This is a genomic window from Thauera propionica, from assembly GCF_002245655.1.
GTDB classification, from domain to species: domain Bacteria; phylum Pseudomonadota; class Gammaproteobacteria; order Burkholderiales; family Rhodocyclaceae; genus Thauera; species Thauera propionica.
In genome coordinates this window covers 195,859-210,527 of sequence record NZ_NOIH01000015.1, presented here as the reverse complement: position 1 = coordinate 210,527, position 14,669 = coordinate 195,859, and the positions used below count along the sequence as shown (strand labels likewise).

The following is a 14,669-nucleotide window of genomic DNA, read 5'->3' as shown; positions in this document are numbered from 1 at the left end:
GTCCAATTGCTTTTGGACTCTGCCGGGATAGCTTGCGTCGATTGGATGGCGTCCCGCGGACCTATGGAGCTTGTACGCAGCAAACCCCATGCCATGCAGCGCCAGGGCAGGTTCCTGGCTGGTGTTGAGGCTGCGTGCGGCACAGGCCGTGCAGCATCCGTGGGGGCGGACGGTTGCGGACAGCTGGCAGGCGTGATGCCAGCCGTATCCCGGATGGCAGTGATGGCAGTCGAACACTGCCAGATCGGACAGAACGGGGGGCTGGCAGGCCCCGGCCCCGAGGAGGGGCCGGGACGGGGGTGAGGAGCGCCGGCGTCGGTCAGAACGAGACGCGGACGCCCAAGCTCAGGTTGCGGCCCTCGAGCGGAGCGGCGTTCTTGATGAACGAGGTGTGCGCGTAGGCCAGCTGGTTGCCGAGGTTGTTGCCCTTGACGTAGACCTGCCAGGGCGTGGCCTTGTAGCGGCCGTTGTAGCTCAGGCCGACATTGACCATGTTGTAGCCCGGCGTTTCGCGCTCGAACTCGGCGACATCGTCCTGGCGGCCGACGCGATAGACCTCGGCTTCGGCACGCCAGGCATTCCACTTGGCATCCAGTCGCAGGCCGACGCGATGAGCCGGGATGCGCGGCAGGTCGCGGTCGCCGTCGCCGGCCTCGAGCTTGGCGCGAACGTAGTCGCCGAAGAGCGTCAGGCCGAAGGTGGCGTCGAGCTGCTGGCGGATGGCGCCCTCGATGCCAGTGAAGCGGGCGTCGCGCTGGGCGTACTCGATGAGCTGGAAGTCCTCATGGGCGTCGAGCGTGCGCGCGTGGATGTAGTCGTCGATGCGGTTGTGGAACACGCTGACGGAGAAGGTGGTCGGCCCAGTGAGCTTGCGCAGCGTCAGGTCGACGTTGTTGGCCGTCTCCGCCTTCAGGTCGGGGTTGCCGCGTTCCCAGGTGCTGGTCGCCATGTGCATGCCGCGTGCGTAGAGCTCTTCCGCCGTCGGCAGGCGCTGGGTGCGCGACAGCGTCATGCCCAGGCTGTACTGCGGGGCGAAGTTCCACACCGCACCGAGCGAAACCGAGTTGCCGCGGTGGCTGCGGTCGCGCTGGGTGCTGCTGTCAACGTCGATGTCCTGCCATTCGTGACGCAGGCCGGCTTCGAAGCGCCAGTCGGCCAGTGTGTACTCCTCGATCAGGAAGGCCGCGTGCCGGGTCGTCACGGTGGGGGGCACGTAGGCTTCGTCGCCGTCGGCGCGGAAGTCGCGGCGGCCCGTCTGCAGGCCCAGCACGCCGCGCCAGCCGCCGAGCGGCGCATGCTCGAGTTCGACACGGGCATCGCTGGCCTTGCTGCGGAAACGGGTGCCGACGCTGTCGATCCCTTCGTCCTGCTCGATCTCGTCGTGGCCGTAGTCGGTGTAGGACGCCCGCAGGCGGGCGCGGGTGAAGCCGGCGAAGGGTTCCAGCAGTTCGCCGCGCAGGTCCCAGCGATCACTGTCGAGCTTCACGTACGGGGTGCCGCCGTGTTCGTCGTGGTCATGCTCGTGCTCGTCTTCCTCGCCGTGGTGGCCGCAGTACAGGTGGTTGCCGTGCGGGTGGCAGGCTTCGTATTCATGGCTGTGCCCGGGCAGTCCGTACTCGTTCTGCTGACGGGTGAAGGCTAGGCCGAGATAGCCGCGCTCGCCCACCCAGGAAACGCCGAGGCTGCCGGTCTCGGTCTGGTTGTAGCTGCCCTCGACCCGGCTGTGGTCCCAGCCGCCGCCGACACGGTAGTCGCGCGCGTCGCGCTTGAGCCCTTCGGCGTGGAAGGCGAGGTTGCCGCTGCCCGCGGTGACTTCGAATGCGCCGGCGACGCCGTTAGCGACACTATCGGCACGCAGTTCCACGCTGCCTTCGACGCCGCGTTCGGGGACCGCGGTGGGGACGCGCTTGTCGAGCACATTCACGACGCCGCCGATCGCGCCGCCGCCATAGGCCAGCGCGGACGGGCCGCGCAGCACCTCGATCTGTTCGCTCAGCATCGGTTCGATCGCCACGGCGTGGTCGGGGCTGATCGTGGATGCGTCCATGATCTCGCTGCCGTCCGACAGCAGCTTGACGCGCGGCCCGTCCATGCCACGGATGATGGGCCGGCTGGCGCCGGCGCCGAAATGGCTGGCGGCGATGCCGGGTTCGCCGGTCAGCGTTTCGCCGAGTGTGGCGGCACGACGGCGCACGAGTTCGTCGCCGGCGAGCACGCTGACCGGGGTGCTCATCTGATCGCTGCCGAGCGCGAGCGCGCTCGCCGATACCGTGACCGGTGCAAGCGCGGTGTCGTCCGCGTGCGCGACGGCGGACCCGAAAGCGAGGGCGAGGCTCAGCATGAGCGGGGTGGGTAGGGTTTGAAGCCTGGACATCGGTGTTCTTCCTTCGTGTTCTGTTTGCGCAAGGCAAAGGCCACCCTCCGTCCGGGTTAGCGCACCGGACGGGAAGGCGTCATGCAGGCCGGGTCACGGACCCGACGGTTTCAGCAGGGGATGGGGCAAAGGGCCGATGACGGCGGCGCGCGGCAGCGTGGCCGCCGTGGGCTGGAGGACGATGGGGCCTGAGGGAGGGCGATGGGCGGGAGCGTGGCGCCGGCGGCGTCGCAGGTGAAGGACGCCGGCGCGGCTGGAGGCAGATCGAGCGCGGCGAGCGCAAGGCATTCCAGGCACACCGCACCGGCGTGACGGCCGTCTTCCTCGCTCGGCGATGCGCCGTTCGTCGTGGTGCTCCTGCCGGCCTGGGTTGGCTCCGCCAGATGGGACAGCGCATGTGCGTGCACCTCGATCTGCACGGCGAGCAGCGCGAGCGCCAGGACGAGCAGCAGCGCCCTGCCGGCAAGAACGTGTCCGTCGCTGATGCGGCGGGCGAGTCGGCGGGGGTGCGGAAGCGACAGGATGAAAGCACGCAGCCCGGCGCGGGGCCGGGCTGCGGGTGCGGCGCAGGACATCGCCGCATTCTAGGGCAGGGTGTTTTCTAAGGCAACAAAGTTGCAATAGAAGGTAGCAATCAGAAACCGATTACCTTGCGGTTCGGCTCCAGCAGGGCGGCGCCCATGTCGGCCGGCTTGGCCGGCTTGATGCCGTCCTTCAGGTCTTCGGGCTTCTTGCCGCTGTTGGGCAGGTAGAGCGCGCACACCGAGGCGGTGGCGCCCTTCTTCAGCGCGCCGTCGAGCAGTTGCGCCGGTGTCACGTTGTTGGGCTTGAGCGCTTCGCCGCCGGCATCCTTGAGTGCGAGGTCGCCGGCGTGATCGCATAGCAGGATGTCGACCTGTGCGCCCTGTTCCTGCATCTGGTTGGCCAGCACCATGGCCATGCCCTGGGTCATCGGACTCTGGGCATTGAGGACGACGGTGACGGCGGGTTTCTCGGCGAGCGCGGCGGTGGAACCGAGGGCGATGGCGAGGGCAACGAGGGCTTTCTTCATGGCAATGCTCCTTCAGGCAAGTTCAAAGGTGTTCGACGGGCGCGAGCCCGATCGGGTAGGGGTTGCGGGGCGGTAACTGCGCGACGATGTCCTGCAGTGCCGCCTGCAACATCTCCTCGACTACGGGGTGGTAGAAGGGCAAGGCCAGCAGGTCGTGCGCGGTCTCGCCGCGCTGAATCGCCCAGGCCAGCAGATGGGCGAGATGTTCACCGCCCGTCGCGACCATCGCGGCGCCGAGCAGTCGGCCATCGGTCGCGTCGGCGTAGACGCGAAGCAGGCTGTCGGTGGCGCCGAGGATGCGGGCGCGTCCGTTCTTGTCGCCGCTGGCGGTGCCGACGACGACCCCCTCGGTGGGCAGGGCGTCGAAGCGCATGCCGACCGCGGCGATGTCCGGGTCGGAGAAGGCGATGCCGAGTGGCACCTTGCGCCAGAAGCGGGTGTAGGTTTCGCGGGCAGCGTTGTAGCCGGCAATCGCGCCTTCGTCGGCCGCCTCATGCATCAGCGGCCTGTCCGCATTGGCGTCGCCGGCGATGAAGACCGGCAACTCGCCAACCTGCATGGTTGTCGGGTCGAAGCGCGGGGTGCCGCGTTCGTCGAGCGGGAAGTCGGCGGCTTCCAGGCCCAGGCTGTCGACGTTGGGACGCCGGCCGAGGGCGGCGAGCAGCAGTTCGACCTCGGCCTTCCGTCCGTCCGCGTGCATGACAATGCCGGATGCACTGCGCTCGAGTCGGGTCTGCGTGCCCAGCCAGAGTTCGACCTCCTGGCCAAAACGTTCGCGTGCGCGCTGGCCGAGCACAGGATCGACGATGCCGCCGACATTCGGTGCGAGGTCTGCCCCGACCACGCGGATGCCGAGCCGGGATAGCGCGAGCCCCATTTCCAGCCCGATGGCACCGAGTCCGAGAATACCGATGCTGCGCGGCAGCGTGTCGAGTTCGAAGAGCGCGTCGGTCGTGATCACGCGATCGCGCACGTCGTCCAGCCAGCCGGGCATGACCGGGCGCGAACCGGTGGCGATGATGACGGTACGGGCGCGTACGCGCTGCAGGCCGGCAGGCGACGAGACCTCGATGAGCGTGGGGTCGAGAAAGCGCGCCGTGCCTTCGATGAGTTTGTCGCCGGCGGCGGCGCGAGCCTTGCTGGCGCCGCTGCTGGCGAAGAAGTTGCGTTGTTCGCGCAGCCTTGCCCAGGTCGCGGCAAGGTCGATGGACAGGGCCTCGACGCCGCTTGCGCCGATCCCGGCCAGGGCTTTGCGTGTCGCCCACTCCGCACCGGCATGCAGTGCGACCTTCGAGGGCATGCAGCCCACCCGGGCGCAGGTGGTGCCAAGCGGGCCGCGGTCGATCAGCAGGAAGTCGCGCCCGGCACGACGCACCTCGCGCAGCGCATAGAGTCCGGCGCTGCCCGCGCCGATGATGGCGACATCGGTCTTGATTTCGTTGGTCATTCGGTCTCCTTTTCGCGCTTGGCGTGACGCCCTGCAGCGTGCGAGGCGCGCTGCAGGGCGGGGGGCGGCTTACAGCGACCTGGTGGAGAAGTACCAATCGACCGTGTTGTAACCCTCGGTGGCGCGCTTGTCGGCCGCCTCGGCGGTCTTGGGCGGGGAGACGATCACGTCCTTGCCCGGGCACCAGTTTTCGGGGGTGGCGACACCGTGCGTGTCCGAGGTCTGCAGCGCCTGCAGCAGGCGGACGAACTCGTCGATGCTGCGGCCGTTGCTCATCGGGTAATACACCATGGCGCGCATTACGCCATTGGGGTCGATGAAGAAGGTCGCGCGCACGGCCTGGGTATCGGCAGCGCCCGGATGGACCATGCCGTAGGCGCGGGCGACATCCATCTTGATGTCCTCGATGATCGGGAACGGGATGTCGACGCCGAATTTTTCCTTGATGTTGCGCGTCCAGGCCAGGTGCGAGAAGAGGCTGTCGATCGACAGGCCGAGCAGTTCGCAGTTCATCTCGGCGAACTTGGGCGCGGCATTGGCGAAACCGATGAACTCGGTGGTGCAAACCGGGGTGAAGTCGGCGGGATGCGAGAACAGGATCAGCCACTTGCCGCGATAGTCCTCGAGCGACCGCTCACCATGCGTGGTGCGGACGCTGAATGCAGGGGCCGGTTCGTTCAGGCGGGGGAAGCTGAATTGCTGTGCGTTTTCCATGATCGTGCTCCGTGGTGGTCAGGGTAGTGTCTTGCGACGCGTAAAATATAAGAAAAAGCTAATATTTAAGGCAATTTATTTTGCTGGATTGGAGTGATAGGAGCCTTTAATTGCCACGCCATTAGCGCAATCGTCGCTATGTATCACCAGGAGGCAAGTGACGTGCCAGGCGTCCTTGCCCTGTTCAAACCACCGGCAGGGGGCGTGTGGTGCCGGCGATCGGCGCCGAATGTCTCGCCATGGCGCTGCCGATCTGTGTCATCGATGGCAGCCACGGACAGCGATGGCAGTGACGGTGCGTTGGAAAGCGGGCGCAGAGCGGCAGGTTTCGCAGGAATGGTGGCGCGGCGGGACTGGCACGCGACTTGTTAGGGCATTCAGGTCAGGTGCGTGCCGATTCGTGCGCAACCGTTCTCAAGTCATTCCCTGGATTCGCGACATGCATGCTGCCGTTCTCCCGCAGGGGCCCGCCGAAGGGCTCTGTTTCATTCCCATCGAGGGGCAGAAGACGCAGTTGATCGGGTATCTGCTCATCGCTTGCCTGCGTGGCGAGGCGGTGGTGGTCGACCCGCCATGCGGCACGACCGAACTGATCCTGGCGCTGTTGGCCGAACATGAGGCGCGGCTCACGAAGGTGTTGCGCACACATGTGCATCAGGTGGATACCGACGATGCCACGGCGCTCTGCGTCCGTAGCGGGGCGCGGCTCGTCATGAGGCGGGGTGGGACCCGGGTTGTTGACGCCGGACACGAGGTGTTCGAAGTCGAGGCGGGTGTGACTTTGCGCATCGGAGGCGAGTGCATCCATGTGCTGTCCACTCCCGGTCATACCCCGACCTGCGTCAGCTACCTGTGGCGCGACCGCTTGTTCTGTGGCGATGTTTTCGACCTCGGGAGCTGCGCCGTCGGCAATAACGAGGCAGAGCCTTCGCGCCTTTACGACACGCTGACACGCTGCGTCTTCGACCTGCCGGACGAGACGCTGGTCTTCCCGGCCCATTCGATCAAGGGGCGCCGCGTGGCCCTGCTGGGCGAGTTGCGCGCACGCTACGGCACGGTGCTCGGACACAGCCGCGATGCGTTCATCACCGAGATGGGTCTGCGCCGTATCGTGCGTCCGGCGCTGGGACGCATGCTGCCGCCGGGCTGAACCGCCGTTACATGCCGGTCGCCCCCGGCATCCGGGCCATGTGGCGACGCGAAGGCTGCGGCATACTGCAGTCTCCCCTACAAGACGGAGACATGCCTCATGAAGCTCTATTACAAAGCGGGTGCCTGCTCGCTGGCCTCGCACATCGTCCTCGAGGAAACCGGCCTTCCTTACGAGACCGAAGCGGTCGATCTGAAGACCAAGGTGACGGCCAGCGGCGCGGACTTCATGCAGATCAACGCCAAGGGCTACGTGCCGGCGCTGGTGCTCGACACGGGCGAACTGCTGACCGAAGGGCCGGCGATCCTGCAGTACCTCGCGGACCGTGTGCCAGAGAAGAAGCTTGTCCCGGCCGACGGCACGCTGGAGCGCTACCGCCTGCAGTCGTGGCTGACCTTCATCGGTACCGAACTGCATCGATCGTGCACACCTTTCTTCAGCCCCGCTTCGGGTGACGCCTGGAAGGCTGCGGCGATGGCCAACCTTGAGCGCCGGCTTGACTACACGAACGGCGAACTGGCGGGCAAGGCGTATCTGCTGTGCGACGGTTTCAGCGTGGCCGATGCCTACCTTTTCACCGTGCTGAGCTGGATGCCCTACGTCAAGATCGACCTGTCGCGCTGGTCCAACCTGACCGCCTTTCAGGCGCGCGTTGCCGCCCGTCCGGCCGTCCAGGCTGCGTTGAAGGCCGAAGGGCTCGCCTGAGCGGGCTCGTGCCGCCCGGCCATGGGCGGCGGTGCTGGCGGCGGACGCCAAAGCCTTGATCTGCATCACGATCGGGGCGGATTCTCGCCCGCCGCCAGCGCGCAATGCATGTTGCTGATGCAGAATGGTCACCGAGACCTTGCATCATGCATGTGTAACCCTTCGACGCGGGAGGACGGCGTGGCTGCCATGAACATCGAGTCGATCCTGGATCGGCATTCGCGCGAGGCGCACCGTCTCGTTCAGATTCTGCGCGAGACGCAGGACGCGCTGGGTTGGCTGGCCCCCGAGAGCCTGACGGCGATCGCAGAGGGCTTGGACATTCCCCGTGCGCAGGTGGAGAGCACCGCCGGTTTCTACAGTTTCTTCCACACCCGTCCGCTGGGTGACTACCGCATCCTGTTCTCGGACAACATCACCGACCGCATGCTGGGCAACCAGGATCTGATGCGGACCCTGTGCGAAAAGCTGTGGCTCGAGCCGGGGCGTGTCGCCGAGGACGGCCTGGTCAGCGTGGACGCCACCTCCTGTACCGGCATGTGCGACCAGGGGCCGGCGCTGCTGGCGAATTACCGCACCATCACACGGCTAACGCCGGCGCGCATCGACGAGATGGCGCACCTGATCCGCCGCCGCGTGCAGGTGGGCGACTGGCCGCCGGAGTGGTTCCACGTCGAGGACAACATCCGCCGCCGCGACGTGCTGCTCGACCACGGGCTGGCGCCGGGCGAGGCGCTGGCGGCCGCACTGGATCGCGGTCCGACCGGGTTGCTGGGCGAGATCGAGCGCTCCGCCCTGCGCGGGCGCGGCGGCGCGGGTTTCGGCAGTGACATCAAGTGGCGCTCCTGTCGCGACGCCTGGGGCGACGCGCACTACGTGATCTGCAATGCCGACGAGGGTGAGCCCGGCACCTTCAAGGACCGGGTGCTCCTCAGCAGCTACTTCGACATGGTGGTCGACGGTATGTGCATCGCCGGCTTTGCCATCGGCGCGAGCAAGGGCTTCATTTATCTGCGCGGCGAATACCGCTACCTGCTCGACCGGCTCGAGACCCGGCTGGCACAGCGGCGCGAGGCGGGGCTGCTCGGGCGCAACATCCTCGGCCGCGGCTTCACGTTCGACATCGAGATCCACCTTGGCGCCGGCGCCTACATCTGCGGCGAGGAGTCGGCGCTGATCGAGTCGCTCGAGGGCAAGCCGGGCAAGCCGCGCATCCGCCCGCCGTTCCCGGTGACCCACGGCTATCTGGGGCAGCCGACGACCGTCAACAACGTCGAGACGCTGGCGCTGGCGGCGCTGATCGCGGTGAAGGGAGGCGAATGGTTCCGCGCCATTGGCACGCCGGCCTCGACCGGCACCAAGCTGCTGTCGGTGTCGGGCGACGTGGCGCGGCCCGGCATCTACGAATTTCCTTTTGGTGTCACCGTGGCCGAGGTGCTGGAGGCGGCTGGCGCCACGGACACCCAGGCAGTGACCACCGCCGGCGCCGCGGGATCATGTCTGGCGGCCAACGAGTTCGGCCGCCGCATCGCCTTTGAGGACGTGCCCACCGGCGGCTCCATCATGGTGTTCGACCAGTCGCGCGACATGTTCGAGGCCGCGCGCAACTTCGCGCACTTCTTCGCGCACGAGAGCTGTGGCTTCTGCACGCCTTGCCGGGTCGGCACCGCGGTCAACGCGCGGCTGATGGACAAGCTCGCCCTTGACCGCGGCTCGCCTTACGACCTCGACGAGATGGAGAAGATGCACCACCTGATGCAGGGCGCCAGCCACTGCGGCCTGGGCAACACGGCGACGATCGCGTTGCGCGACATCCTCGCCAAGTTCCGCCCGGCCTTCGATCGGCGCCTGCATTCGCCCGACTACGAACCCGGGTTCGACCTCGACGCCGCCCTGTCGCAGGCCCGGCGCATGACCGGTCGCGACGACGCGGGCGCGCACCTCACCGACAACCTCAGCGCCCATGCCGGCGGACACCCGAGCGAGGCCAAGCCATGACCAACAGTTTCCTGCTCGACGGCGAGGAAGTCCCCTTCACCCCCGGCCAGACCGTGATGCAGGCGGCCAGCGCCGCAGGCAAGTACATCCCGCACCTTTGCTGGCACCCGGATTTTGCCGCGCATGGCTCGTGCAAGCTGTGCACGGTGAAGATCGGCGGCCGCTTCGCCACCGCCTGTACCACCCGCGCTGCGGCGGGGCAGGAAGTGGAGAACGGGACCGAGGAACTCATCGCCAAGCGCCGCACGCTGCTGCAACTGCTGTTCGTCGAGGGCAACCATTTCTGTCCCTCGTGCGAGAAGAGCGGCAACTGCGTGCTGCAGGCGACTGCCTACGAGATGGGCATGCTGAGCCCGCATTTCGACCATTTCTATCCCGACCGCGCGGTCGATGCCTCGCACCCCGACGTGCTGCTCGATTTCAATCGCTGCATCATGTGCGAGCTGTGCGTGCGCGCCAGCCGCGATGTGGATGGCAAGAACGTGTTCGCGTTGTCGGGTCGAGGGGCGAAGTCGCATCTCATCGTCAATAGTGAGAGCGGGCGGCTGGCCGACACCGATTTTGCCGCCACCGACCGCGCGGCCGAGGTGTGCCCGGTGGGGGTGATCCTGAGGAAGCGGGTGGGCTTCGCGGTGCCGATCGGACAGCGCGACTATGACGCCAAGCCGATCAGCCAGAAGGCGGTGGAGAAGCTTGCCGACAGCGAGAAGGAGGCCGGGTGATGAGCAGCGAAACCCAGGGCGCGGACGTGAAGCCGCGCAAGCTGAAGGTCGCCACGGTGTCGCTGGCCGGCTGCTTCGGCTGCCACATGTCCTTCCTCGACATCGACGAGCGCATCCTGCCGTTGCTCGAACTGGTCGAGTTCGACCGCTCGCCGATCACCGACATCAAGCACTGCGGTCCCTGCGACATCGGCCTGATCGAAGGCGGCGTGTGCAATGCCGAGAACGTGCATGTGCTGCGCGAGTTCCGCGCCAACTGCAAGGTGCTGATCGCGCTTGGCGCCTGTGCGGTCAATGGCGGCCTGCCGGCGCAGCGCAACCACCTTGAACTTGCCGACATCCTGCAGCAGGTCTATCGCACTGGTCATGGCCTGGCCGACGGCAGCCAGATCCCCAGCGACCCCGAACTGCCGCTGCCGCTGAACCAGGTTCATGCGGTTCACGAGGTGGTCAGGATCGACTACTTCCTGCCGGGCTGCCCGCCCTCGGGCGATGCGATCTGGGCCTTCCTGACCCAGCTCATCGAAGGCAAGGAACCGACGCTCGGCCATGGCCTGCTGCATTACGACTGATTTCGCGAGACTGACATGAGCTTCGAACTCGAAACCGCCACCGTCGCCAGCGACAATCTGCGTCGCGTCGCCATCGATCCCGTGTCCCGCGTGGAAGGCCACGGCAAGGTCACGATCCTGCTCGACGAGCACAACAAGGTGCATCAGGTGCGCCTGCACATCGTCGAGTTCCGCGGCTTCGAGCGCTTCATCCAGGGCCGGCCTTACTGGGAAGTGCCGGTGATGGTGCAGCGCCTGTGCGGCATCTGCCCGGTGTCGCACCACCTGGCGGCGAGCAAGGCGCTGGACGTGATCGTCGGCGCCGACCGCCTGACGCCCACCGCGGAGAAGATGCGCCGCCTGATGCATTACGGGCAGATCCTGCAGTCGCACGCGCTGCACTTCTTCCACCTGTCCTCGCCCGACCTGCTGTTCGGCTTCGACTCCGAGGTCTCGCGCCGCAGTATCGTCGGCGTTGCCGAGAAGTACCCGGACATCGCCAGGAAGGGCATCCTGCTGCGCAAGTACGGCCAGGAGGTGATCCGCCACACCGCCGGCAAGCGGGTGCATGGCACGGGCTCGGTGCCGGGCGGGGTGAACAAGTCTTTGAGTGGTGCCGAGCGCGCCGAGCTGCTGAAGGACGCCTACCAGATGATCGCGTGGAGCCGCGACGCGGTGAGGATCATCAAGGAACTGCACGAGCAGAACCCGGCGCTGTACGATAGCTTCGGGACCTTCCCGTCGAACTTCATGGGCATGGTCGCGCCCGACGGCAGTCTCGATCTCTACCACGGCGTGCTGCGCGCCAAAGACGCCGCGGGCAGGATCCTGTTCGATCATGTCGACTACCAGACCTACGACACGCTGATCACCGAGGAAGTGAAGCCCTGGAGCTACATGAAGTTTCCGTACTTCACGTCGATGGGGCCGGAGCAGGGCTGGTACAAGGTGGGGCCGCTCGCCCGGGTGCAGAACTGCGACAGCATCCCGACGCCGTTTGCCGAGCACGAGCGCCGTGAGCTGGTCGCCTACGCGGGCGGCAAGCCGATGCACGCCACGCTGGGTTTCCACTGGGCGCGCATGATCGAGATGCTGTTCGCCGCGGAGACGATCAAGGCCTTGCTGCACGACGACGACATCGAGGGCACGGACCTGGTCGTGACCGGCGAGCGCCGGCGCGAGGGCGTGGGCGTCATCGAGGCGCCGCGCGGCACGCTGTTCCACCACTATCAGGTGGGCGACGACGACCTGGTGACGATGGCCAACCTGATCGTGTCGACGACGAACAACAACCAGGCGATGAACAGCGCGGTGCGCGAGGTGGCAAAGCAGTATCTCGACGGCAAGGAGATCACCGAGGGCCTGCTGAATCACATCGAGGTGGCGATCCGCGCCTACGATCCCTGCCTGTCGTGCGCCACGCATGCGCTGGGCAAGATGCCGCTGGAGGTCACGCTGCTCGATGCCGAGGGGCAGATGCTCGACCGCAAGTACAAATCGTGATTGCGCGGGTTTGGCGTGCGCGCCAGGCTGCGGCGATGGGCGGTGCTGGATGAGCCGGGCGCCGATTCTGGTGTTTGGCTGGGGCAATCCGGCGCGCGGCGACGATGCACTGGGGCCGCTGTTCGTAGAGGCGGTGGAGGCGATGGGCCTGCCCGGCGTCGAGTGCCTGACCGACTTCCAGTTGCAGGTGGAGCACGCGCTGGACCTGGAAGGGCGCCACCGTGTGCTCTTCGTCGATGCGTCTTTCGGCGCGCCCGAGCCGTTTGGCGTGGAGCCGGTCTCCGCCCGGCGCGACGACAGCATCACCACGCATGCGATGACGCCACAGGCCGTGCTGCAGGTGTATCGCGACCTTCAGGGCGAGCCGCCGCCCGCCTGGCTGCTGGGCATGCGCGGTGAATGCTGGGCGCTGGGCGATCCGGTGTCGGCTGCCGCCCGTGTCCGTCTGGACGCCGCGCTGGACTGGGCGCGCGACTGGCTTACACGGCCGCTTGCCTGAGCGGTGCCTGCATCACCCGATTGCGCCCCGCCTGCTTGGCCTGGTACATCGCCGCATCGGCGCGCTTCATCGCCGATTCGAGCACTTCACCCGGAGCGATCGGGGTGACGCCAGCACTGAAGGTGATCACGATCTTTTGCTGGTCGGCCATGAAGAACTCCCGCGTGAGCTCGCGCTGCAGGCGGACCATGGCCCGGTAGGCATCGTCGGTTTCGGTCTCGGGCAGCAGGATCAGGAACTCCTCGCCGCCGAAGCGCGCCAGCACGTCCTGCGGCCGCAGGTGCTTGCGCACCACGTTGGCGAGATGCACGAGGGCAGCATCGCCGGTGTGATGGCCCAGTGTGTCGTTGAGCTTCTTGAAGTGGTCGATGTCGAGCAGGGCGATCGACAGGGCCGCGCCGCGGCGTTGGGCGCGCGCGGCTTCCTTCTCGAACATCTCCTCGAGCCCGCGGCGGTTCAGGGCACCGGTCAGCTGGTCGTGGCGCATCTGCCGGCTGGCATCGTCGAGCTCTTCCTGCAGCTTGAGGATGCGTTCCTCGGCGAGGCGCGCCTGCTCGCGCGCGGCGATCAGCTCGTCGCGTGAGCGCTGCGCCTCATCCTGCATGCTGCGCGTTTCTTCCATCACTTCGTTGAGTAGCGGGCCGATGGCCGAGATGTCGCTGGCCTCGGCAATGCGCTGGGCACACGAGCCGATGCGGTCGTGATACGCGCCGGTGCTTTCGGAGAAGCGGGCGAGCTGGTCGACGAAGCCGGCGAGCATCTGGCGTAGATGGCGCTGTGTCTCGACCAGGTTGTGCTTGAGCTGGCTCTGCTTGTAGATCAGGTCCTTCAGGCGGCGGCCGGCGTCGTCGATGCTGCGCGGATTGGGCGGCGTATCGACGATCTCGCGCAGCATCTCGATCTGGCCGGCGAGCCACTTGTCGTCCAGCACGAGGTCGTCGATGTTGCGCAACAGCAGGCGCAGCAGTTCCAGCAGGCCGCTGCGGATCTCGGCGTCGTCCGCTGCAGTCATCTCCAGCCGGTGCGCCAGCTGGCGCAGCCGTGTGCCGATGCGGTCGAGGCGGCCGGTGTCGTCGGTGGCGCCGACTTCGCGTGCAATCTGCGCCGCTTCGTCGGCGAGTTCGGGATGCTCGCCCAGGAACGCGGGCACGACGTCCTCCAGGGTCGCCTGCAGCAGCTTCAGCAGGGTGGCGGCGTGCTCGTTGCCGACCAGGCGCAGGATCTGCGTGCTAGTGCCTGCCGGCATGGCAGGCCGCGGCGGGGGTTGCGTGCCGACGGCCTCGTCCCGCCGCGTTTCATCGCCCATGGTCTCGGGTACGTCTTCCGTTCCGCCCTGGTTCCAGCCCCGCAGCAGTCCCTGCAGGCGCGCGTGCAGGGTGGCAGGGTCGGCGGCGTTCAGCACCCGGTCGAGCGACTCGCGCTTGCGCGCGGTGGTCCAGCCCGGCTGGCGTGCCTCCCAAGCGCGCAGAAGGTTTGCGATCAGTTCGTTCCAGGCGGGTGGTTCAGCGATCTTCAGCCCGTCGAGGTAGCGCCCCAGCGTATCTTCCGCCGCCTTCAGCTTGCCGGCCGCGAGCGCATGGTCGAACTCGCGTCCGATGCGCTGGCGCTCGGCCGAATCCCGCGGCAGGCGCAGGCCCAGCGAACGCAGGAAGGGTTCCGACGCGCCCTCGTCTTCGACGCGGGTACCGGCAATCTCGTGATAGAGCTTGCGGTAGTTGTCCGGCGTCGGAGCGACACGACGCAGGGCGAGCTGGCGAAGGGCCTCGCGCGCGATTTCGGAGGGGTTGCTGAGGACGCTCATGGATGGGGCCGGTGCTCGCAGTTGTATGCGCCGATTATATCGGGAGCCCGCATCTGCGCAGGGGCCGAAGTGATTGCCGTGAGCCGCCAGGCGAGGGATTTAAGGCGGCGGATTAGACAATTATCAAAAGCTAATGCTTTTTGCGTGCCTAGAA

13 protein-coding genes are annotated in these 14,669 nt (G+C 67.0%); 7 read left to right on the top strand and 6 right to left on the bottom strand.

The window, feature by feature from the left end; all coding sequences use genetic code 11:
* Positions 1-319: 319 nt before the first annotated feature.
* The 5 genes from CGK74_RS13970 to CGK74_RS13950 all read right to left on the bottom strand — a co-directional run bounded on the left by CGK74_RS13970 (position 320) and on the right by CGK74_RS13950 (position 5,586).
* Positions 320-2,374, bottom strand: a complete 2,055-nt coding sequence (locus tag CGK74_RS13970; RefSeq protein ID WP_240498727.1) for a TonB-dependent receptor domain-containing protein — start codon at positions 2,372-2,374, stop codon at positions 320-322.
* Positions 2,375-2,484: 110 nt separating this feature from the next.
* Complete coding sequence (locus CGK74_RS13965; RefSeq protein ID WP_094269050.1) at positions 2,485-2,949, bottom strand: hypothetical protein; 465 nt, start codon at positions 2,947-2,949, stop codon at positions 2,485-2,487.
* Positions 2,950-3,008: 59 nt separating this feature from the next.
* Complete coding sequence (locus CGK74_RS13960) at positions 3,009-3,425, bottom strand: DsrE family protein (protein ID WP_094269049.1); 417 nt, start codon at positions 3,423-3,425, stop codon at positions 3,009-3,011.
* A 22-nt stretch (positions 3,426-3,447) separates the two neighbouring features.
* Positions 3,448-4,872: a dihydrolipoyl dehydrogenase gene (locus CGK74_RS13955; protein ID WP_094269048.1), complete on the bottom strand. Its 1,425-nt coding sequence runs from the start codon at positions 4,870-4,872 to the stop codon at positions 3,448-3,450.
* A gap of 69 nt (positions 4,873-4,941) precedes the next feature.
* Positions 4,942-5,586, bottom strand: a complete 645-nt coding sequence (locus tag CGK74_RS13950) for a peroxiredoxin (RefSeq protein ID WP_094269047.1) — start codon at positions 5,584-5,586, stop codon at positions 4,942-4,944.
* Between the two features lie 439 nt (positions 5,587-6,025).
* Between CGK74_RS13950 and CGK74_RS13945 the strand changes: the two genes are divergently transcribed.
* The 7 genes from CGK74_RS13945 (at position 6,026) to CGK74_RS13915 (ending at position 12,714) form a co-directional block, all read left to right on the top strand.
* Positions 6,026-6,736 carry an MBL fold metallo-hydrolase gene (locus CGK74_RS13945; RefSeq protein WP_094269046.1) on the top strand — a complete coding sequence of 237 codons (711 nt, stop codon included), beginning with the start codon at positions 6,026-6,028 and terminating at the stop codon, positions 6,734-6,736.
* Between the two features lie 99 nt (positions 6,737-6,835).
* Positions 6,836-7,441, top strand: coding sequence for a glutathione transferase GstA (gstA, locus tag CGK74_RS13940; protein ID WP_094269045.1), 606 nt, complete (start codon positions 6,836-6,838; stop codon positions 7,439-7,441).
* A 189-nt stretch (positions 7,442-7,630) separates the two neighbouring features.
* Positions 7,631-9,439 carry an NAD(P)H-dependent oxidoreductase subunit E gene (locus CGK74_RS13935; RefSeq protein ID WP_240498726.1) on the top strand — a complete coding sequence of 603 codons (1,809 nt, stop codon included), beginning with the start codon at positions 7,631-7,633 and terminating at the stop codon, positions 9,437-9,439.
* The gene (locus CGK74_RS13930) at positions 9,436-10,161 is read left to right on the top strand and encodes a 2Fe-2S iron-sulfur cluster-binding protein (protein WP_094269043.1); all 726 of its coding nucleotides are present in this window, start codon (positions 9,436-9,438) and stop codon (positions 10,159-10,161) included. The genes CGK74_RS13935 and CGK74_RS13930 overlap by 4 nt, the downstream gene beginning before the upstream one ends.
* Entirely contained in the window at positions 10,161-10,733 is a 573-nt protein-coding gene (locus CGK74_RS13925) for an NADH-quinone oxidoreductase subunit B family protein (protein WP_094269042.1), read from the top strand. Before CGK74_RS13930 ends, CGK74_RS13925 begins: the two co-directional genes overlap by 1 nt.
* A 15-nt stretch (positions 10,734-10,748) precedes the next feature.
* Complete coding sequence (locus CGK74_RS13920; RefSeq protein ID WP_094269041.1) at positions 10,749-12,215, top strand: Ni/Fe hydrogenase subunit alpha; 1,467 nt, start codon at positions 10,749-10,751, stop codon at positions 12,213-12,215.
* 49 nt (positions 12,216-12,264) lie between these two features.
* Positions 12,265-12,714 (top strand): hydrogenase maturation protease, encoded by a 450-nt coding sequence (locus CGK74_RS13915; RefSeq protein WP_094269040.1) that lies wholly within the window; start codon positions 12,265-12,267, stop codon positions 12,712-12,714.
* On the opposite strand, the gene CGK74_RS13910 is transcribed toward CGK74_RS13915, so the two are convergent.
* Complete coding sequence (locus CGK74_RS13910) at positions 12,695-14,515, bottom strand: GGDEF domain-containing protein (protein WP_094269039.1); 1,821 nt, start codon at positions 14,513-14,515, stop codon at positions 12,695-12,697. The genes CGK74_RS13915 and CGK74_RS13910 overlap by 20 nt on opposite strands.
* Between the last annotated feature and the right edge of the window lie 154 nt (positions 14,516-14,669).

What these genes read in the sequence shown, in the direction of transcription:
- CGK74_RS13970 (WP_240498727.1), bottom strand. Translation starts at nt 2,374, where the DNA reads ATGTCCAGGCTTCAAACCCTACCCACCCCGCTCATGCTGAGCCTCGCC.
- CGK74_RS13965 (WP_094269050.1), bottom strand. Translation starts at nt 2,949, where the DNA reads ATGTCCTGCGCCGCACCCGCAGCCCGGCCCCGCGCCGGGCTGCGTGCT.
- CGK74_RS13960 (WP_094269049.1), bottom strand. Translation starts at nt 3,425, where the DNA reads ATGAAGAAAGCCCTCGTTGCCCTCGCCATCGCCCTCGGTTCCACCGCC.
- CGK74_RS13955 (WP_094269048.1), bottom strand. Translation starts at nt 4,872, where the DNA reads ATGACCAACGAAATCAAGACCGATGTCGCCATCATCGGCGCGGGCAGC.
- CGK74_RS13950 (WP_094269047.1), bottom strand. Translation starts at nt 5,586, where the DNA reads ATGGAAAACGCACAGCAATTCAGCTTCCCCCGCCTGAACGAACCGGCC.
- CGK74_RS13945 (WP_094269046.1), top strand. Translation starts at nt 6,026, where the DNA reads ATGCATGCTGCCGTTCTCCCGCAGGGGCCCGCCGAAGGGCTCTGTTTC.
- gstA (WP_094269045.1), top strand. Translation starts at nt 6,836, where the DNA reads ATGAAGCTCTATTACAAAGCGGGTGCCTGCTCGCTGGCCTCGCACATC.
- CGK74_RS13935 (WP_240498726.1), top strand. Translation starts at nt 7,631, where the DNA reads ATGAACATCGAGTCGATCCTGGATCGGCATTCGCGCGAGGCGCACCGT.
- CGK74_RS13930 (WP_094269043.1), top strand. Translation starts at nt 9,436, where the DNA reads ATGACCAACAGTTTCCTGCTCGACGGCGAGGAAGTCCCCTTCACCCCC.
- CGK74_RS13925 (WP_094269042.1), top strand. Translation starts at nt 10,161, where the DNA reads ATGAGCAGCGAAACCCAGGGCGCGGACGTGAAGCCGCGCAAGCTGAAG.
- CGK74_RS13920 (WP_094269041.1), top strand. Translation starts at nt 10,749, where the DNA reads ATGAGCTTCGAACTCGAAACCGCCACCGTCGCCAGCGACAATCTGCGT.
- CGK74_RS13915 (WP_094269040.1), top strand. Translation starts at nt 12,265, where the DNA reads ATGAGCCGGGCGCCGATTCTGGTGTTTGGCTGGGGCAATCCGGCGCGC.
- CGK74_RS13910 (WP_094269039.1), bottom strand. Translation starts at nt 14,515, where the DNA reads ATGAGCGTCCTCAGCAACCCCTCCGAAATCGCGCGCGAGGCCCTTCGC.